The organism is Comamonas antarctica (assembly GCF_013363755.1).
Classification (GTDB): domain Bacteria; phylum Pseudomonadota; class Gammaproteobacteria; order Burkholderiales; family Burkholderiaceae_C; genus Comamonas; species Comamonas antarctica.
This window is the reverse complement of record NZ_CP054840.1, coordinates 1,226,650-1,243,546: the sequence shown is the minus strand read 5'-3', so window position 1 is coordinate 1,243,546 and position 16,897 is coordinate 1,226,650. Positions and strand designations below refer to the sequence as shown.

The 16,897-nt window shown below is 67.4% G+C and carries 18 protein-coding genes; 8 read left to right on the top strand and 10 right to left on the bottom strand.

Annotation, left to right across the window (positions count from 1 at the left end):
* Positions 1-3 precede the first annotated feature (3 nt).
* Genes HUK68_RS05855 through HUK68_RS05840 form a run of 4 tightly spaced genes read right to left on the bottom strand, consistent with a single transcriptional unit; the run spans position 4 to position 4,782 of the window.
* Positions 4-1,206, bottom strand: a complete 1,203-nt coding sequence (locus HUK68_RS05855) for an ABC transporter permease (protein WP_175503349.1) — start codon at positions 1,204-1,206, stop codon at positions 4-6.
* Positions 1,206-1,964, bottom strand: a complete 759-nt coding sequence (locus tag HUK68_RS05850) for an ABC transporter ATP-binding protein (RefSeq protein WP_175503348.1) — start codon at positions 1,962-1,964, stop codon at positions 1,206-1,208. Before HUK68_RS05850 ends, HUK68_RS05855 begins: the two co-directional genes overlap by 1 nt.
* Positions 1,961-3,295, bottom strand: a complete 1,335-nt coding sequence (locus tag HUK68_RS05845; RefSeq protein ID WP_175503347.1) for an efflux RND transporter periplasmic adaptor subunit — start codon at positions 3,293-3,295, stop codon at positions 1,961-1,963. The genes HUK68_RS05850 and HUK68_RS05845 overlap by 4 nt, the downstream gene beginning before the upstream one ends.
* 20 nt (positions 3,296-3,315) lie before the next feature.
* Positions 3,316-4,782 (bottom strand): efflux transporter outer membrane subunit, encoded by a 1,467-nt coding sequence (locus HUK68_RS05840; RefSeq protein ID WP_175503346.1) that lies wholly within the window; start codon positions 4,780-4,782, stop codon positions 3,316-3,318.
* A 131-nt stretch (positions 4,783-4,913) separates the two neighbouring features.
* On the opposite strand from HUK68_RS05840, the gene HUK68_RS05835 reads away from it, so the two are divergent.
* The gene (locus tag HUK68_RS05835; RefSeq protein ID WP_175503345.1) at positions 4,914-5,795 is read left to right on the top strand and encodes a LysR family transcriptional regulator; all 882 of its coding nucleotides are present in this window, start codon (positions 4,914-4,916) and stop codon (positions 5,793-5,795) included.
* 4 nt (positions 5,796-5,799) lie between these two features.
* Here the strand turns inward: HUK68_RS05835 and HUK68_RS05830 are convergent, their stop codons facing one another.
* From HUK68_RS05830 to HUK68_RS05810, 5 genes are all read right to left on the bottom strand, one after another.
* Complete coding sequence (locus tag HUK68_RS05830; RefSeq protein WP_175503344.1) at positions 5,800-6,759, bottom strand: Bug family tripartite tricarboxylate transporter substrate binding protein; 960 nt, start codon at positions 6,757-6,759, stop codon at positions 5,800-5,802.
* 89 nt (positions 6,760-6,848) lie between these two features.
* Positions 6,849-7,964, bottom strand: a complete 1,116-nt coding sequence (locus HUK68_RS05825) for a TauD/TfdA family dioxygenase (RefSeq protein ID WP_175503343.1) — start codon at positions 7,962-7,964, stop codon at positions 6,849-6,851.
* A gap of 175 nt (positions 7,965-8,139) precedes the next feature.
* Positions 8,140-9,177, bottom strand: a complete 1,038-nt coding sequence (gene tsaD, locus HUK68_RS05820) for a tRNA (adenosine(37)-N6)-threonylcarbamoyltransferase complex transferase subunit TsaD (RefSeq protein WP_175503342.1) — start codon at positions 9,175-9,177, stop codon at positions 8,140-8,142.
* Between the two features lie 55 nt (positions 9,178-9,232).
* Positions 9,233-9,685, bottom strand: coding sequence for a CBS domain-containing protein (locus HUK68_RS05815; RefSeq protein WP_175503341.1), 453 nt, complete (start codon positions 9,683-9,685; stop codon positions 9,233-9,235).
* 87 nt (positions 9,686-9,772) lie between these two features.
* On the bottom strand, positions 9,773-10,423 hold the full coding sequence (locus HUK68_RS05810; RefSeq protein ID WP_175503340.1) for a DUF937 domain-containing protein: 651 nt from the start codon (positions 10,421-10,423) through the stop codon (positions 9,773-9,775).
* A gap of 305 nt (positions 10,424-10,728) precedes the next feature.
* Here HUK68_RS05810 and ybiB point away from each other — a divergent pair, with 305 nt between their 5' ends.
* Entirely contained in the window at positions 10,729-11,694 is a 966-nt protein-coding gene (gene ybiB, locus HUK68_RS05805; RefSeq protein WP_175503339.1) for a DNA-binding protein YbiB, read from the top strand.
* A gap of 13 nt (positions 11,695-11,707) precedes the next feature.
* Positions 11,708-12,499, top strand: coding sequence for a uroporphyrinogen-III C-methyltransferase (gene cobA / locus HUK68_RS05800; RefSeq protein ID WP_175503338.1), 792 nt, complete (start codon positions 11,708-11,710; stop codon positions 12,497-12,499).
* 194 nt (positions 12,500-12,693) lie between these two features.
* Here cobA and HUK68_RS05795 read toward each other — a convergent pair whose 3' ends face one another.
* Positions 12,694-13,191: an acyl-CoA thioesterase gene (locus tag HUK68_RS05795; protein WP_175503337.1), complete on the bottom strand. Its 498-nt coding sequence runs from the start codon at positions 13,189-13,191 to the stop codon at positions 12,694-12,696.
* A 157-nt stretch (positions 13,192-13,348) separates the two neighbouring features.
* Between HUK68_RS05795 and HUK68_RS05790 the strand changes: the two genes are divergently transcribed.
* From HUK68_RS05790 to HUK68_RS05770, 5 genes are all read left to right on the top strand, one after another.
* Positions 13,349-14,578, top strand: a complete 1,230-nt coding sequence (locus HUK68_RS05790; protein WP_244146267.1) for a BaiN/RdsA family NAD(P)/FAD-dependent oxidoreductase — start codon at positions 13,349-13,351, stop codon at positions 14,576-14,578.
* A 131-nt stretch (positions 14,579-14,709) separates the two neighbouring features.
* A complete protein-coding gene (gene rpsU, locus HUK68_RS05785) occupies positions 14,710-14,922 on the top strand; it encodes a 30S ribosomal protein S21 (RefSeq protein ID WP_159917519.1) in 213 nt (70 codons plus the stop codon).
* A 106-nt stretch (positions 14,923-15,028) separates the two neighbouring features.
* Entirely contained in the window at positions 15,029-15,475 is a 447-nt protein-coding gene (locus tag HUK68_RS05780) for a GatB/YqeY domain-containing protein (RefSeq protein ID WP_175503335.1), read from the top strand.
* Between the two features lie 310 nt (positions 15,476-15,785).
* Positions 15,786-16,526: a hypothetical protein gene (locus HUK68_RS05775; RefSeq protein ID WP_175503334.1), complete on the top strand. Its 741-nt coding sequence runs from the start codon at positions 15,786-15,788 to the stop codon at positions 16,524-16,526.
* Positions 16,527-16,549: 23 nt separating this feature from the next.
* Positions 16,550-16,807 carry a hypothetical protein gene (locus HUK68_RS05770; protein WP_175503333.1) on the top strand — a complete coding sequence of 86 codons (258 nt, stop codon included), beginning with the start codon at positions 16,550-16,552 and terminating at the stop codon, positions 16,805-16,807.
* Positions 16,808-16,897 lie beyond the last annotated feature (90 nt).

The following is a 16,897-nucleotide window of genomic DNA, read 5'->3' as shown; positions in this document are numbered from 1 at the left end:
GATTCACTCGTGGCGCAGCGCCTCGATGGGATCGAGCCGCGCCGCGCGGCGTGCCGGGAAGTAGCCGAAGACCACGCCGATGCCGGCCGAGAACACGAACGACAGCACGTTCACGCTGACATTGAACACATAGGGCACATCCATCACGCCGGCCAGGATCACCGAAGCCAGCGTGGCCAGCGCAATGCCGATCAGCCCGCCCAGCGCCGCCAGCACCACGGCCTCGATCAGGAACTGCAGCAGCACCTCGCGCTCCAGTGCGCCGATCGCCAGGCGCAGGCCGATCTCGCGCGTGCGCTCGGTCACGCTCACCAGCATGATGTTCATGATGCCGATGCCGCCGACCAGCAGGCTCACGCCCGCGACCGCGCCCAGCAGCATGGTCAGCACCTGGGTCGTGCCCGACAGCGTGTCGGCCAGCTGCTTGGTGTCGAGGATGTTGAAGTTGTCTTCGTCGCTGTCGGCCAGCTTGCGCAATTCGCGCAGCAACTGGCGCAGGCTGGCCTTGACGCGCTCGGGCTCGCTGCCCTCGGCCATCGACACCAGCAGCGTGTTGATGCGCTTGGAGCCGGTGATGCGCCGCTGCAGCGTGTTCAGCGGCACCAGCACCATGTCGTCCTGGTCGTTGCCGAACGCGCCCTGGCCCTTCGAAGCCAGCACGCCGACGATCTCGCAGGAGAACTCGCGCACGCGCATCAGCTGGCCCATGGGATCGGCGTTGCCGAACAGTTCGCGCTTCACGGTCGAGCCGATGATGCAGACCGCCGAACCCGCGCGGATTTCCTCGGCCGTGAACTCGCGGCCCGTGGCCAGCTGCCAGTTGCCGGTCTTGAGCCACTCATTGGTGCTGCCGATGACGCTGCTCGACCAGTTGCGCCCGCCCGCGACCACGGTGGCGGTGGCGCGGCCCTCGGCGGCCACCGCGTAGATGCCGCCGATCTGCTGCGCGATCGCATCGACGTAGGTGTCCTTGAAGGTCGGCGCGCCGCCGCTGCCCGGGCCCATGCGCTGGCCGGGCCGGATCTGCAGCAGGTTGGTGCCCAGGCCGGAGATCTGGTTCTGCACCGCCAGGGTCGCGCCGTTGCCCAGCGTCACCATGGTGATCACCGCGCTCACGCCGATCACGATGCCGAGGATGGTCAGGAAGGAGCGCAGCAGGTTGCGCCGGATCGAGCGCAGCGCCAGCAGGATGGAGCTCAACAGCATCAATGCACCTCCGTGGGCACGGCGATGCCCTGCTCGCGCGCCCAGACCACGGGCGCCGGATTCACCGTGTCCGTGTCGATGCGGCCGTCGACGAAGCGCACGATGCGCCGCGCGTACGCGGCCATGTCGGGCTCGTGCGTGACCATCAGCACGGTGATGCCCTGGTCGTCATTGAGGCGCCACAGCAGCTCCATGATTTCATTGCTGCGCTGGCTGTCGAGGTTGCCCGTGGGCTCGTCGGCCAGCAGCACCACGGGTTCGGTGACGATGGCGCGCGCGATCGCCACGCGCTGCTGCTGCCCGCCCGAGAGTTCGGCCGGCGTATGGTGCTCCCAGCCGGTCAGCCCCACGGCGGCCAGCGCCTTCCTGGCCGCGGCATGGCGCTTGGCCGTGGGCTCGCCGCGGTACAGCAGCGGCAGCTCGACGTTCTCCAGCGCCGTGGTGCGCGCCAGCAGGTGAAAGCCCTGGAACACGAAACCGAAGTACTGGCGCCGCAGCAGCGCGCGCTCGTCGCGCGAGAGCGACTCGACATGCGCGCCCTTGAACAGGTATTCGCCCGTGGTCGGCCGGTCGAGGCAGCCCAGCGTGTTCATGGCCGTCGACTTGCCCGAGCCGCTCGGGCCCATGATGGCGACGAAATCGCCTTGCGCGATGTCCAGGTCCACGCCCTTGAGCGCCTGGAACGCCAGCCGGCCCTCGCCATAGACCTTGGTGATGTTGCGCAGGCGGATCAGCGCCTGCTCACCGGCCGCCGTCATTTGGCGCTCCCGGAGCGCTGGTCGGTGATCACCGCCATGCCGGGCTGCAGCGTGTCGCTGCGCACCTCGGTCATGCGGCCGTCGCTGATGCCGGTCATGACCTTCACGGCCACGGCCTTGCCGTTTTCCAGCACCCAGACTTCGCGCTGCACCTCGGCGCCGTCGGCCTTGGGGCCGGCACCGCCCTGGCGGCGCTGGCCACCGCCGCCGGGCCGCGGGCCGCGCGGCATCAGCTGGCCCATGATGCCGCCGCCGCTGTCGCGCGCCGCGGGCGCGGCCGCGCCCGGCACCGTGGGCGTGAAGCGCAGCGCCGCATTCGGCACCAGCAGCACGTCCTGGCGCTCGGTCGAGGTGATGGTCGCCGCGGCCGTCATGCCGGGACGCAGGCTCAGGTCTTCGTTGGCGACTTCGAGCGTGGCGACATAGGTCACGACGTTGTCGGTCTTGGTCGAGCCATAGGCCACGCGCGTGACGCGTGCCGGATAGGTGCGCGTGGGGTAGGCGCTCACGGTGAACGTCGCCTTCTGCTCGGGCTGCACCGTGCCGACATCGGCCTCGTCGACGCTGACTTCAAGCTTGAGGCGCCTGAGGTCCTCGGCCAGCGTGAACAGCGTCACGGCCTGCAGCGAGGCCGCCACCGCATTGCCGGGATCGACCGCGCGGGTCAGCACCACGCCATCGATGGGCGACACGATCGAGGCCTTGGACACGTTGGTCTGGTCGGTCGACAGCGCCGCGCGCGCATCCTGCACCGAGGCCGCCGCGGCCTTTTCGTCGGCAATGGCGCGCTCCAGCGTCGCGCGCCCGGTGTCGAGTTCGGAGGCCGACGGCACCTTGCCGCCCGACAGCCGCGCGACTTCCTCGAGCCGGCCCAGATTGGCGCGCGCCTCCTTGGTGGTGGCCTGGGCCTGTGCCAGGCGGGCCTGCGCCGATGCCAGCGACGCGCTGGAGCGCTCGACCTGCGCGCTCAGCTTGGCGGTGTCGAGTTCGACCAGCACCTGGCCCTTGTTCACCTGGTCGTTCACGTCGACGCGCACATTGCGCACCGTGCCCGACAGTTCGCTGCCGATGTTCACCTGGCGCGTGGGCACCAGCGTGCCGTTGGCGGCCACGGTGAGGCGCAGGTTGCCGCGCTTGACTTCCTGGCTCACATACTGCGGCAGCGCGCGCGCGGCCTTGACGGACTGCCAGTAGGCAATGCCGGCGCCGGCCGCGACCAGCACGGCCACGCCGACCCACACCGAGCTGCGGCGCCACCAGGGGCGCGAGACGGTGGTGCCGAGCAGCGCCTGCTTGCTGGTGGCGGCTTGGGGTTCTTGTTGTTTGTTCATTTGCGCAATCCAGGTGTCGTTCAATTCGTTGCGGCCACGGCCGCTGGGCTTTGCAGCGCCGCGGGCGTCCAGCCGCCGCCCAGCGCCTTGTACAGGCGCACATGGTCGGAGGCCAGCGAGGCTTCGGCGTTGGCCAGGCTGTCCTGCGCCGCGAGCTGCGTGCGCTGCGTCTCCAGCACGGTCTGGAAATCCACCAGCCCGCTGTTGTAGCGCTGCTGCGCCAGCAGCGCCGCCATGGCCGCGGCTTCGGAAGCCACGCGCAGCTGTGCGATGCGTGCGCCGTCGCCTTGCAGCGCGGCCAGCGCATCCTCGACTTCCTGCAGGGCCGTGAGCACCGTGCCGGCATAGTTCAGACGCGCCTGCTCCAGGCTGGCCTCCTGCACGCGCACCTGCGCGCGCGCCGCGCCGCCATCGAGCAGCGGCACCGAAATGCTGCCCAGCAGCGCGCTGGCCACCGAGCTGCCCTGCGTCAACGCGCCGATGGTCAGCGCGCGCAAGCCCAGCGAGCCGCCCAGGCGAAAGCTCGGATAGCGCGCGGCATCGGCTTGCGCCACGCGCGCCAGCGCCGCGGCAATCCGCGCCTCGGCGGCAATCACATCGGGGCGCTGGCGCAGTGTTTCGGCGGGAATCTGCAGCGCGAGCGCATCGGGCGCCTGCGGCACGCGGACCACGGACGCCAGCTGGGTGTCGAGCGCCGCCGGGTTCTGGCCGGTCAGCACGGCCAGTGCGTGGCGCGTCTGCGCCAGGCTGGACTCGAGCGCCGGGACCTGGGCCGCGGTCTGCGCGACCTGGGCACGCGCCTGCTCGGTGGCGAGAGAAGTGGTCAGTCCGGCCTGCATGCGCCAGTCGGTGATCTGCAGCGTCTCCTGCTGGCTCGCCAGATTGCTGCGCGCAATCGCCAGGCGCTGCTGCAGGCTGCGCAGCTCGATATAGCTCAGAGCCACCTCGGCCGCCAGCGACACGCGCGCGCCTTCGAGCGTCGCCTGCGCGGTGCGCACATCGGCGTCGCTGGCCGCAACGCCGCTGGCCAGCCGGCCGAACACATCGAGCTCCCAGCTGGCATCGAGTCCCAGCGAGAAGCTGTTGCCGGTGGAATTGCCCGAACGCGAGCGCTGCGCCGAGCCCGACCCGTCAAGCGAGGGCGAAAGGCCTGCGGCCGTGGCATCGCGCTGCGCGCGCGCCTGGCGCAGCGCCGCCTGGCTCGACGCGAGCGAGGGATTGGCCTGCAGCGCCTGCTCGACCAGCGTGCTCAATTGCGGATCGCCCAGCCGCTGCCACCAGGTGGCAAGCGATTGCGGATCGGCGTCGGGGGTGTAGACCAGATGGTCGGGCGACCAAGCCGCAGGCACGGCCATTGCCGGCAGGGCCGCATCCGGGCGCTGCGTCGTCGCACAGCCGGCCAGCGCCAGTGCGACCAGCGCCGCCGCCAGGGCCATGGCGGGCCGGCGCGCAGCGCAATGATGGGTTTCTAGTGACAGGGTAGGCATGGCAACCATTGTGCCGCCGGGCTTTGTCAGGTCGGCTTCACGCGCGTGAAGATTGTGTAAACCCTGGCCTCGAAGCGATGTGCGGATAATGCGCAGGCCTGCCCATCCGGGTTCGCCAGCAAAGGACTGCCTTGAAGATTGCCGCCTTCCATACCCTGCACACCGTCATCGTGACCGGCTCGCTGGCCAAGGCCGCGCAGGCGCTGAACCTCACGCCCAGCGCCGTCAGCATGCAGATGAAGCAGCTCGAGGATTACATGGGCACGGCGCTGTTCGACCGTTCCGGGCAGACCATCCGCGCGGTGCCGCTGGCGCATGAAATCGCCGGCATCATGGAAGAGGCGCTGGCCCGCGTCGAGGCGCTGCGCGAGCGCCCCGACACGCGCGTGCAGGGCACGGTGCGCCTGGGCATCGTCGACACCCTGCTGCCGCTGCTGCTGCCGCGCACGCTGTCGGCGCTGCAGCAGCGCCACCCACTGCTGCGCGTGGGTGTGGACCGCGGCAAGAGCCGCGCACTGATGCAGCGCATCCGTTCGGCCGAGGTGGACCTGGCCTTGCTGGCGCTGCCGCCGCAGGAGCCGCAGACCGCGCGCGGCCTGGTGTGGCAGCCGCTGCTGCAGCGCGATTTCGTGTTGCTTGCGCCGCGCGCCAGCACGCAGCAGACGCCCGAGGCGCTGCTGGCGGCGCAGCGGCTGATCGGCTACGACCGCAGCACCGTCACCGGCCAACTGGCCAGCCGCTACCTGGCCGAGAAATACGGCGTGCGCACGCTGGACATGGAGTTCGACAGCATCCCGGCCATCGTTTCCATGGTCGGGCTGGGCATGGGCGTGGCCCTGCTGCAGATTGCCGATCCGCGTCTGCTGCAGGCCGACGAGGTGCAGGTCGTTGCCCTGCCCGCCGACGCGCCGCGCATGCAGTATGCGTTGCTCATGCGCCAGGCCGATCAGGACAAGCGCAATGTCCAGGCACTGGTGCAGGTGCTGGGCGATGTGGCCAGGGAGATCGGCTGACGGCCTACATCAGCTCCACGCCCGAAGCCTTCACGGCCAGCTTCCAGCGGTCGAGTTCGGCCGCCAGGAAGCTGCGGAACGCGGGCGTGTCCATCTGCAGCAGTTCCATGCCTTCGCGCTCGAGCTGCTCGCGCAGGCCGGGCGTCTTCTGCGCCGCATGCGCCGCGGCGCGCAGGGCCTCGACCTCCTTCGCTGCCATGCCCGCGGGGCCGAACAGCCCGTACCAGGCGCTGTAATCGAAGCCCGGCAGCAGATCGGCCACGGGCGGCACCTGGGGCAGCGCCGCCATGCGCGCGGCACTGGTCACGGCCAGCGCCTTGACGCGGCCCGCCTTGATCAACCCGCCAGCCGCGCCATAGCCCGAGAACACGATGTCCACCTGCCCCGCCATCAGGTCGGTGAGCGCGCCCGAGGTACCCTTGTAGGGAATGCCCAGCACATCGATCTGGGCCATCTTGCGCAGCATCTCGCCGGCCAGGTGGTTGGCGCCGCCCAGGCCGGCAATGGCCACGTTCATGGTGCCGGGCTTGTCGCTGGCCATCGCCACCAGCTCCTTGAGGTTGTTGGCCGGGCACCTGGCCGGCACCACCAGGATGCTGGGCGCGGTGGCAATCGGCACGATGGGCGTGAAGTCGGCCACGGGATCGAACGGCAGCTTGCGGTACAGCGCTGGATTGATCACATGGCTGGTGTAGCTCAGCAGCAGCGTGCCGCCATCGGCCGCGGCCTTGGACACGCCCAGCGCGGCGATGTTGCCGCCCGCGCCCGGGCGGTTCTCGACAATCACGCTGCGCGACAGCTGCTTGCCCATCTCCAGCGCCAGCGCGCGCCCGAGGATGTCGGTGCCGCCGCCCGGAGGCGCACCGACGAGAATGCGGGTGGCACCCGCGGTCTGGGCCCAGGCCGGCAGGGACAGGCCCAGCGCGGCAAGACCGGCATGTTGCAACAAGGCGCGACGTTTCATCGTTGTCTCTCTTTTTTATGATCTGGCGTTGAAAGGCACATAGGCCGCGCGCGCCGCATGCGCGGCGCCACCCGGCATGGCAACGGAGGCTAGGCGGCGGCCGTCTCGCGCACCGCCACCCAGGGCTTGCAGACCATGCCCAGCGCGTCGGCCTGGCGGCGCTCATAGGCCAGGAACTCGTCGGTGATCGCGCTGCCGCGCACGCCGCCACGCACCGAGCCCGGGCGGATGTCGTAGAAGTACTCCTCGAACGCCGCTGGCAGCGGCTGCGAGCCGGGCACCGCCAGCCACAGCCGGAACAGATGGCGCTTGTCGTCGGGGTGCTCGTGGTCCTCGAAGTGCGTGCGCGAGTGCAGCGTCACATAGTTGTTGAGCAGCTGCAGGTCGCCCTGCTCCAGCTCCATCGAGTAGCACAGCTGTTCGCTGGGCATGAGTTCGTCCAGCAGGTCCAGCGCCTCGGTCTGCGCCGGCGTGAGGCGTGGCACCTCGTCGAAGTCGCGCTGCGCGGCCACGGTGTTCTTGCGGTTGGTGCGCGCGGTGAACACCTCGCCCGGGCGGCTGAAAATCGGGCAGCGGTAGAACGGCGCCTGCGACGGGTCCTGCGTGCCCTGGTAGCTGTGGTGGAAATCGGCTTCGAGCACGGGAATCAGGTCGGGCCGGCGCGCCAGCACCTGCTCGCGCAGCGCCATCGAGCTGATGACCTTGCTGGTGCCGCCGGACTTGGCCGTGCGCCGGCACAGCAGTGCGACCACATCGCAGGAGTCCTGGTGGAAATCCAGCTGTGCATTGGTGTTGTAGCCGCGCCCGCCCTTGGACTTGTAGTCGCCGCCCGCATCGCGCACATCGTTGATGATCTCGCTGGCCTTGTTCTGCGTGCGACCCACGCCCATGTACAGCCCCATGCCCCAGTAGGCCAGCCGGCAGTCGGCCTCGCTCCAGCGGTGCACGGGAAAGCCCTTGAGCAGGCACATGCCCCAGCGGCCCTGGGTCGTTGCCAGCGCGCGCTGCAGCGCCTTGCGTGCGGCTTCAGGCAGCGGGAAATCCTGCTGCTGCATGGCAAGCAGTGGTTTGGAATGGCTTCTGGCATGCGCCAGGGCTTGGTCGAAACCGTCGATTTCCTCGGCGCTCAGGCGCTGCACCCAGCTCGGGTCATCGCGCACATCCTGGGCATACCAGGCGGATGGGGCGGCGTGTATCTCGTTCATAGCGCTTGTCTCCTTCTTGTCGGCGAGACCAGTCTATGTTTTTGACACGCATCAATAAAACGAAATATTCTTCACCCGAGCATCAAATAAATTGACGTCGCAGCACACGCCGCAACGCCGCCGGGCCAGGCTGCGTGTGGACAGGAGAGGAAATCCGGCGCCGTGCGCGCCGCGTTCAGGCCAGTGAATCCAGCGGCCAGCGCGGCTTCACGTCGAACGCATACTCGGCCGCGGGCTGCTCGCGCCCCGACTGAATGCGCATCGCCGCAGCCATGGCGATCATCGCGCCGTTGTCGGTGCACAGATGCAGCTCGGGATAATGCACGCGCACCTTCATCTTCGCGCAGGCGGCATTGAGTTGCGCGCGCAGCAGCCGGTTGGCGCCCACGCCGCCCGCGACCACCACGCGCTGCATGCCGGTCTGCTTGAGCGCGGCCAGCGTCTTCTTGACCAGCACATCGACGATCGCCGCCTCGGTGCTGGCCGCCAGGTCGGCCTTGCGCGCGGGCAGGTCGTCGCCCAGCTTCTTGGCCTGGGTCAGCACCGCGGTCTTGAGCCCGGCAAACGAGAAATCGAGATCGCCGCTGTGCAGCAGCGGGCGCGGCAGCTTGAACGCCAGCGGATCGCCCTCCTGCGCGAGCTTCGACAGCGCAGGTCCGCCCGGGTAGCCCAGGCCCATCAGCTTGGCTGACTTGTCGAAGGCTTCGCCCGCCGCATCGTCGATGGTTTCTCCCAGGATGGCATAGTCGCCCACGCCATTGACCTGCATCAGCTGCGTGTGCCCGCCCGACACCAGCAGTGCGACAAACGGGAACTGCGGCGGATCCTGGCTGAGGAAGGGCGACAGCAGATGGCCTTCGAGGTGATGCACGCCCAGCACCGGCTTGTCCAGCGCCGCCCCCAGCGCGCAGGCCACGCCCGCACCCACCAGCAGCGCGCCGGCCAGGCCCGGGCCGCGTGTGAAGGCCACCACGTCGATATCCGCCAAGGCCAGGCCCGACTCCGTGAGCACCGCTTCGGTCAGTGGCAGCACGCGGCGGATATGGTCGCGGCTGGCGAGTTCGGGCACCACGCCGCCATAGGCCTGGTGCATTTCAATCTGGCTGTGCAACGCGTGCGACAGCAGCGTGGGCATGGCGCCGCCTTCGGGCAGGCGCACCAGCGCCACACCGGTTTCATCGCACGAAGATTCAATTCCCAGGATCAAGCTCATGGGCTGGAGTGTAGAACTCCTGGACGCGGCGGCGCGGCGGCGCGCGCAAAAGGCCTCAACCGCGCTGGCCGGAGATGTAGTGCTCGAGCTGGTCGATGGTGAACTGCTGCTCGGAGATGATGGCCTTGACCAGATCGCCGATCGACACCAGGCCGGCGAGCTGCTGCTGCGCGTCGAGCACCGGCAGATGGCGGATGCGCTGGCGCGTCATCAGCGCCATGCATTCCTCGCAGGTCTGCGCCATGTCGACGCAATGCACGGCCGCCGTCATGACCTCGCGCACCGGCGTGGTCGCCGAATTGCGGCCCTGCAGCACGATCTTGCGCGCGTAATCGCGCTCGGTGACGATACCGGCGATATGCCGTGCCTGCCCGCCATCGAGCACCATCAGCGCGCCGACGCGGTACTCGGCCATGCGCTGCAATGCCTCGAGCATGGAATCCTCGGGCCGCACGGAATACACCTCGGCACTGCCCTTGCCCCGCAGGATGTCTGCAACAGTCGTCATATCTGGCTCCTGAAGTCGAACAAGCCCGTCCAGTGTCGGCGCAGCCGCGCGGCAATGCAATACCCGCTGGCGGCCGGCGAGGCGCGCTCAGCGCCGGCCGCCCAGGAATCCCGCGCCCAGCTTGAACAGGTCGCCCATGTCGAGCTTGCCATCGCCGTTCTGGTCCAGCAGGCCCGACAACAGCCCGCCCGCGGCGCCGCCCTGCTGCTGCACCTGGGCTTTTTCGCGGCCCAGTTCCTGGCCCAGGCCGCCGGCATCGAGGCCGCCGGACTGCACGCGCTGCGCGAGATAGGCCATGACGATGGGCGCGAGCAGCTGCAGCAGCTGGCCGGCATTGGCGCCCAGCCCCGTGGCCTGGGCCAAGCCGGTCTCGGCCTGCTGGCGCTTGCCGCCAAAGATATGTCCCAGGATCGAAGCGCTATCCGCAGCCTGTGGCACCGGGCTGGCAGCGGCGCCGCCGCCCAGCAGTCCCCCAAGCACATTGCCCAGCATGCCGCCCAGGCCGCCGCCTGCCCCGGCCTGGCCCAGGTGGTCGCGCTGCAGCGCGCCAAACAGATCCAGCGCACCCTGCGGCTGCGAGGCATTGTTGCCCAGCGCGCCCAGCAGCATCGGCAGCGCCGTGCCCACGGCGCGTTCGGTTTCGGCGCTGCCCATGCCCAGTTGCTGCGCCATGCTTTGCATGGGAGCGCCCTGCAGCTGGCCCAGCAGGTCGTTGGTCAGGGAAGTCGAAGCATTCATGGTGGAACTCCTTGCGCCGCTGCGCGGCGCCACTGTCGAGAAAAAGTGTCGTCGGCACGATCAGCCGGCCGCTGATTTGCCGGCGTTCAGCGCTTTGACGGTACACAAGCGCCTGCGCCCCCAGCTGCCAGCCAATGACCCATCCCGCTGAAGGCCTGCAACTGCAAGGATCTCAGCCAGCCCGACTTTCGGCACAGCCCGCAAAAGCCGCATTGCAGCTTGCCCATCCACCGATCCAGCTTATAACCAATAGTTCTTTGAAATGCCCGAAAATAACGCCCTAAACCAACCACGATGGCGCATCCATGGGCATCAGCCACTACATCAAAGACATCGGCCGCGGCGCGCGCGGGGCGCGTGCGGTCACGCGGGAGCAGGCGCAGGATCTGCTGGGGCAGGTCCTCGACGGCCAGGTCACCGACCTGGAGATTGGCGCGTTCTGCATTGCCATGCGCATCAAGGGCGAGTCGGCCGATGAGATGGGCGGCTTTCTCGACGCGCTGCATGCGCGCACGCGCAAGTTTGCTGCGGGCAGCCGCCCGACGGTGGTGCTGCCCAGCTACAACGGCGCACGCCGGCTGCCGGTCCTGACCCCATTGCTGGCCTTGCTGCTGGCGCGCGAAGGGCTGCCGGTGCTGTTGCATGGCATGCGCACCGAGGCGCGGCGGGTGCTGGCCAGCGACGTGCTCGAAGCGCTGGGCATTGCGGCCACGCATGCGCCGGCGGATCCATCGGCCGAACTGCCCGCGATTGCGCCCGGCAGCGTGGCGCATATCGCCACGGGCGAACTGCAGCCCGGGCTGGCGCGGCTGCTGGCGGCGCGCGAAGTGATCGGGCTGCGCAATCCGGGCCACAGCGTGGCCAAACTGTATGCGCCCTGCGCCGGCCCCTGCGTGCTGGTCACGAGCTATACCCATCCCGAGTACGCCGGCATGCTGCAGGAGTGTTTGCAGGGCCGGGGCGCCAGCGCGCTGCTGTCGCGCGGGCTGGAAGGCGAGGTCGCTGCCGACCCGCGCCGCATGCCGCGCTACGATGGTTTCGTGCACGGCGCGCACCGCGTGCTGCAGGAGCAGCAGGCGGGCACGGCCAGCAGTGTCGAGGGCCTGCCCGAAGCCATCGATATCGCCACCACCGCCGATTACACGCGCCGCGTGCTCGCAGGCGAGCTGCCTGTGCCGCCAGCCATTGCCCAGCAGGTGGCCTTCATTCTGCAAATCGTGCAGGCGCTTGAAGCCGCGCCTGCCCAGACCCTCCTGGCGCGCAGCGCCTGACGGAGTTCATTCCATGAACCACATCTCTCCTTCCCTGCCCATGGGCCGTTGCACACTCGTGGGCGCGGGCCCGGGCGACCCGGATCTGCTGACCCTCAAGGCCTTGAAGGCCATTCAGGCGGCCAGCGTGCTGCTGGTCGACGACCTGGTGAGCGACGCCATCGTCGCCCATGCGGCGCCCACGGCGCGCATCGTCTACGTCGGCAAGCGCGGCGGCTGCAAGAGCACGCCGCAGGCCTTCATTGAAAAGCTGATGCTGCAGGCCGTGCAGGATGGCGAGAACGTGGTGCGGCTCAAGGGTGGCGACCCGTTCATCTTCGGCCGCGGCGGCGAGGAGGTCGAGCACCTGCGCGCTGCGGGCATTGAAGTGGAAGTGGTCAACGGCATCACCGCAGGCCTTGCGGGGCTGAGCTCGCTGGGCGCGCCGCTGACGCACCGCGCCCATGCGCGCGGCGTGGTGTTCATCACCGGCCATGCCAAGCCTGGCGCCGACGACACCGACTGGGCGCAGCTGGCCGCCACGGCCAACGCGCTGCGCCTCACGCTGGTGATCTACATGGGCATGCGCGGCGCGGCGCATATCCAGCAGGGGCTGCTGCAAGGCCTGGCGCCGCAGACGCCGGTGGCCGTGATTCAGAATGCAAGCCTGGAAAAGCAGCGCCATGCGGTGACCACGCTGGCCGCGCTGCAGGCGACGATCGAAGCCGAGAAGCTTGCCAGCCCGAGCGTGATCGTGGTCGGCGATGTGGTGCAGGGTGTCGCGGCCTGGGCGGCCGCACCGGCGCCGGCGCAGCACGCGGCGTGAAGCCCTGGGAGCCCGTCCATGCTTCGACAGGCTCAGCACGAACGGATTCGAGAGGCCGTCCAGGCTTCGACAGGCCCAGCACGAACGGATTCGGAGAGCCGTCCGTGCTTCGACAGGCCCAGCACGAACGGATTGGGAGAGCCGTCCGTGCTTCGATAGGCTCAGCACGAACGGATTCAAAGGGCGAGGCGGTGTCAGACGGTCTCGGCCGCCGCTGCCTGGCGCACCTGTTCGAAGCGCTCGGCCTGCTCCTTGCGGATCTGCTTGCGCAGCACGGCCGCGCCCCAGCGGCGGCGTTCGTCGTAATTGGCGGGCTTGAGCGGAGGAACCGGAACGGTCTTGCGGTCATCGTCCACGGCGACCATGGTGAAGAAGCAGCTGTTGACGTGGCGCACGCTCTGGTTGCGGATGTCCTCGGCAATCACCTTGATGCCGACTTCCATCGACGAGGTGCCGGTATGGTTGACACTGGCCAGAAAGGTCACCAGCTCGCCCACATGGATGGGCTGCAGGAACATCACCTGGTCCACGCTCAGCGTCACGACATAGCGGCCCGCATAGCGGCTGGCGCAGGCGTAGGCCACCTGGTCGAGCTGCTTGAGGATCGCGCCGCCATGCACGTTGCCGGAGAAGTTGGCCATGTCGGGCGACATCAGCACGGTCATGCTGAGCTGGTGTGCAGGTAGGTTCATGGCGGCGATTGTAGAAACATGCCGTACCAGAGGCGGACCACGGGCTATTGGCGGCGGGCGGCGCATGCCGCTGCCACTCGGGGACAATGCGGCCTGGCGCGCGGACCCTGCACTGCGCGCATCCGCGCCGCTGCGCCCGCTACTTGTGCCCTTGCCCGTGACCATTCCTTCCTACGACGCCATCATCATCGGCGCCGGCGCTGCCGGCCTTTTCTGCGCGGCCCAGGCCGGCCAGCGCGGCCTCAGGGTGCTGCTGATCGACCATGCCGCCAAGGTCGCCGAGAAGATCCGCATCTCGGGCGGCGGGCGCTGCAACTTCACCAACCGCGAGCTCGACGTGCGCCAGCCGCACAAGCATTTCGTCGGCCGCAATCCGCAGTTCTGCCGCTCGGCGCTGTCGCGCTTCACCCCGGCCGATTTCATCGCACTGATGGACCGCCATGGCATTGCCCACCATGAAAAGCACAAGGGCCAGCTGTTTGCCGACCGCTCGGCCGAAGACATCATTGCCATGCTGCTGGCCGAATGCGCGGCTGGCGGGGTCGAGCGCTGGCAGCCGTGCAAGGTGGGCAGCGTGGCCCATGGCGCGCAGGGCTACCAGCTGGCCACCGACCGCGGCCCGGTGCGCGCGGCCAATCTGGTGATCGCGACCGGCGGCCTGTCGATTCCCAAGATCGGCGCCACCGACTTCGGCTACCGCCTGGCACAGCAGTTCGGCCTGCCGCTGATCGAACGCACGCCGGGCCTGGTGCCCCTGACCTTTGACGGCGAGGCTTGGGCGCCCTATGCGCAGCTCTCGGGCCTGGCGCTGCCCGTGGAGATCAGCACCGGCAGCAAGAAGGAGCGCATCAGCTTCCATGAAGACCTGCTGTTCACCCACCGCGGCTTGTCGGGTCCAGCGGTGTTGCAGATCTCGAGCTACTGGCAGCCCGGCACGCCGCTGTCCATCAACCTTGCTCCAAACGTGGACTTGGCCGCGGCGCTGGCCCAGGCAAAGCTGCGCTCGCGCAAGCTGATCGCCAACGAGCTTACGGCCTGGCTGCCGAGCCGCCTGGCCGATGCCTGGGTGGCGCAAGACAGCGAATGGCAGCGGCCCATTGCCGAGGCTTCGGACAAGGCCCTGAACCGCCTCGCCGAGCGCCTGAGCCGTTGGGAAATCACGCCCAACGGCTCGGAAGGCTACAAGAAGGCCGAGGTCACGCTAGGCGGAGTCGACACGCGCGTGCTGTCGCAGCAAAGCATGGAATGCAAGACCCAGCCGGGGCTGTTTTGCATCGGCGAAGTGGTTGACATCACCGGTTGGCTCGGTGGCTACAACTTCCAGTGGGCCTGGGCCAGCGCACATGCCTGCGCGCATTCCTTGCAGCCGGCCGCAACTGGTCTATAATCCTTGGCTTTGCTGGCAATGCCCCGTCGGCCAATACTAGTTATAGACGGGGAACAACCGCCGTACATGGTGCCCAGGCCCGATCTCCTGCGTACCCGCTGACGGCAACAAATATTTGGAAACATTAGCTAATGACCACCATCCGCGTAAAAGAAAACGAACCCTATGACGTCGCTCTGCGTCGCTTCAAGCGCACGATCGAAAAGCTCGGCCTGCTGACCGACCTGCGCGCACGCGAGTTCTACGAGAAGCCCACTTCCGAGCGCAAGCGCAAGAAGGCGGCTGCCGTGAAGCGTCATTACAAGCGCGTTCGCAGCATGCAACTGCCCAAGAAGCTGTACTAAGCTTCAGGCCGGCCCTCAAAAGCCGCAAACCCGCGCTCGGGACGCCAGGCGCGGGTTTTTTGTTTTCCGAATTACGATTTCCGATTTCCACTTTCAGGAGCTTGCAATGAGCCTCAAAGACCAGATCACCGACGACATGAAGACCGCCATGCGCGCCAAGGACAGCGAGCGCCTGGGCACCATCCGCATGCTGCTGGCGGCCATGAAACAAAAGGAAGTCGATGAGCGCGTGGTGCTGGACGACGTGGCCATCATTGCCATCGTCGACAAGCTGATCAAGCAGCGCAAGGACAGCATTGCCGCGTTCGAGACCGCGAACCGCCAGGACCTGGTGGACAAGGAAAAGGCCGAACTCGAGGTGCTCAAGGTCTATCTGCCCCAGCGCATGACGGCCGATGAAGTCACTGCCGCCGTGCAGGCCATCGTCGCCGAACTCGGCGCCAAGGGCCCGGGCGACATGGGCAAGGTCATGGGCGCGGTCAAGACCCAGCTTGCAGGCAAGGCCGACATGGGCCAAGTGTCGGCTGCCGTAAAGGCCGCGCTGGCTGGCTGATCGCCGCCCCGGCAGCAACCACAAGGAGCGCATGGCGCTCCTTTTTTTATGCCTCTACCGTCCAGCGCGGGGCCTGGCGCTGCCTGTGTTTCGCACCATAGACAGAACTCTTAGTTAAAAACTAAATGACAAACAAATCAAATAGTATTAAACTATCAAATTGACACGCCATGGGCTGTCTCCACTGGATCTACCAGCGCCTGCCATCCGATCACGGGAAGCAAGCGCAACGGATCTGATGGTGTGCATTCAACGCACAAAGCCATTGCCAGGACGAGCCCTCCCTTTTCTGTAAAGCCGACAAGCCCTCATGAAGAAGCCTTCGAAAAACCCAAGCAACCCCTATGCTGATGCAGTCGACAAAATCGACGCACAGCATCTTCACTTCCTGCTGAACCAGCTTCAAGAGCATATCAATGAGAATGATGGGGAGTTCACCAGCCTTCTTTCCATGACGATCCGACATGGCTTGCTCGATGTATACAACTACATTCAGCATGAAAGGCAGATCAGTCCCGCGTCGGACAACCTGCAGGATTACTTCAACATTGTTCCGCCCGCTAGCACGGCCCGGGATACAGATGGCAGCAATCAATTCTCGATGCAGCAAGTGGTGTCCGTTTCCTTCGACCAAGGCAGCTTCTCGGTGCTGAGCGCGTACTCGGACTCGTTCAATGACACGATCTATTCGGACTGGGCGCCCCATGCAAGCGACGCCGCCGGACCCGATGCAAATACCACGCCCCCACCTGCGCCGTCGCCCACCGTCACCCTGAGCTTCAACACCGGGCCGCACGCGTCCGTGGTCATCAACGTGGCGTCTCCAAGCCATGCGCAACAACCCGGGGTTCACGCGCATGTCAACCCAGGTGCGCAGGATATCTACCTCGGTGAGCGCTACCTCTGGGACGGACACCGCTACCTCAATGCCGATGCGATGGATCAAGTGGTGGCCGTGGACGCTGAGGATCACTGGGGCGACGATGCATGGGAGGCCGCATCCTCCTCGTTCCAACTCTGGACCGAGCTCTCGAGCGGGTACTATCTTTGAAGCCATTGCCCGCGAGACCAGCCATGCCCCGCAATACCCTCGAGTTCCACGCCCTGGATCTGCAGGACGCAAGCAATCATCCAGATCTGAACGATCCGACGTTGTCTGCGCCCGCTGGAATACCGGACATCGTCATCTGTGACATGGCGCCTCCCGCCGAATTCCAGTGGGTCGTTGACGGCAGCCCGGCCGTGTGGGACGCCAGCCTCGCAGCCGCGGTGACCGCAGGCGTCGGCATTCTCATTGGCATTGGCGTGCTGCTTCACGAAGCACTGGGCTGACCGGTATTGCATGCCAGCCAATGGCAGGCCAGGCATGCAGCTCCTACTGGGATAAACAGCGGACTTGCACCTACCGACTACCAGTTTTCC

What these genes read in the sequence shown, in the direction of transcription:
- HUK68_RS05795 (WP_175503337.1), bottom strand. Translation starts at nt 13,191, where the DNA reads ATGAACCTACCTGCACACCAGCTCAGCATGACCGTGCTGATGTCGCCC.
- rpsU (WP_159917519.1), top strand. Translation starts at nt 14,710, where the DNA reads ATGACCACCATCCGCGTAAAAGAAAACGAACCCTATGACGTCGCTCTG.
- HUK68_RS05825 (WP_175503343.1), bottom strand. Translation starts at nt 7,964, where the DNA reads ATGAACGAGATACACGCCGCCCCATCCGCCTGGTATGCCCAGGATGTG.
- HUK68_RS05845 (WP_175503347.1), bottom strand. Translation starts at nt 3,295, where the DNA reads ATGAACAAACAACAAGAACCCCAAGCCGCCACCAGCAAGCAGGCGCTG.
- cobA (WP_175503338.1), top strand. Translation starts at nt 11,708, where the DNA reads ATGAACCACATCTCTCCTTCCCTGCCCATGGGCCGTTGCACACTCGTG.
- ybiB (WP_175503339.1), top strand. Translation starts at nt 10,729, where the DNA reads ATGGGCATCAGCCACTACATCAAAGACATCGGCCGCGGCGCGCGCGGG.
- HUK68_RS05815 (WP_175503341.1), bottom strand. Translation starts at nt 9,685, where the DNA reads ATGACGACTGTTGCAGACATCCTGCGGGGCAAGGGCAGTGCCGAGGTG.
- HUK68_RS05830 (WP_175503344.1), bottom strand. Translation starts at nt 6,759, where the DNA reads ATGAAACGTCGCGCCTTGTTGCAACATGCCGGTCTTGCCGCGCTGGGC.
- HUK68_RS05780 (WP_175503335.1), top strand. Translation starts at nt 15,029, where the DNA reads ATGAGCCTCAAAGACCAGATCACCGACGACATGAAGACCGCCATGCGC.
- tsaD (WP_175503342.1), bottom strand. Translation starts at nt 9,177, where the DNA reads ATGAGCTTGATCCTGGGAATTGAATCTTCGTGCGATGAAACCGGTGTG.
- HUK68_RS05855 (WP_175503349.1), bottom strand. Translation starts at nt 1,206, where the DNA reads ATGCTGTTGAGCTCCATCCTGCTGGCGCTGCGCTCGATCCGGCGCAAC.
- HUK68_RS05810 (WP_175503340.1), bottom strand. Translation starts at nt 10,423, where the DNA reads ATGAATGCTTCGACTTCCCTGACCAACGACCTGCTGGGCCAGCTGCAG.
- HUK68_RS05840 (WP_175503346.1), bottom strand. Translation starts at nt 4,782, where the DNA reads ATGCCTACCCTGTCACTAGAAACCCATCATTGCGCTGCGCGCCGGCCC.
- HUK68_RS05850 (WP_175503348.1), bottom strand. Translation starts at nt 1,964, where the DNA reads ATGACGGCGGCCGGTGAGCAGGCGCTGATCCGCCTGCGCAACATCACC.
- HUK68_RS05770 (WP_175503333.1), top strand. Translation starts at nt 16,550, where the DNA reads ATGCCCCGCAATACCCTCGAGTTCCACGCCCTGGATCTGCAGGACGCA.
- HUK68_RS05775 (WP_175503334.1), top strand. Translation starts at nt 15,786, where the DNA reads ATGAAGAAGCCTTCGAAAAACCCAAGCAACCCCTATGCTGATGCAGTC.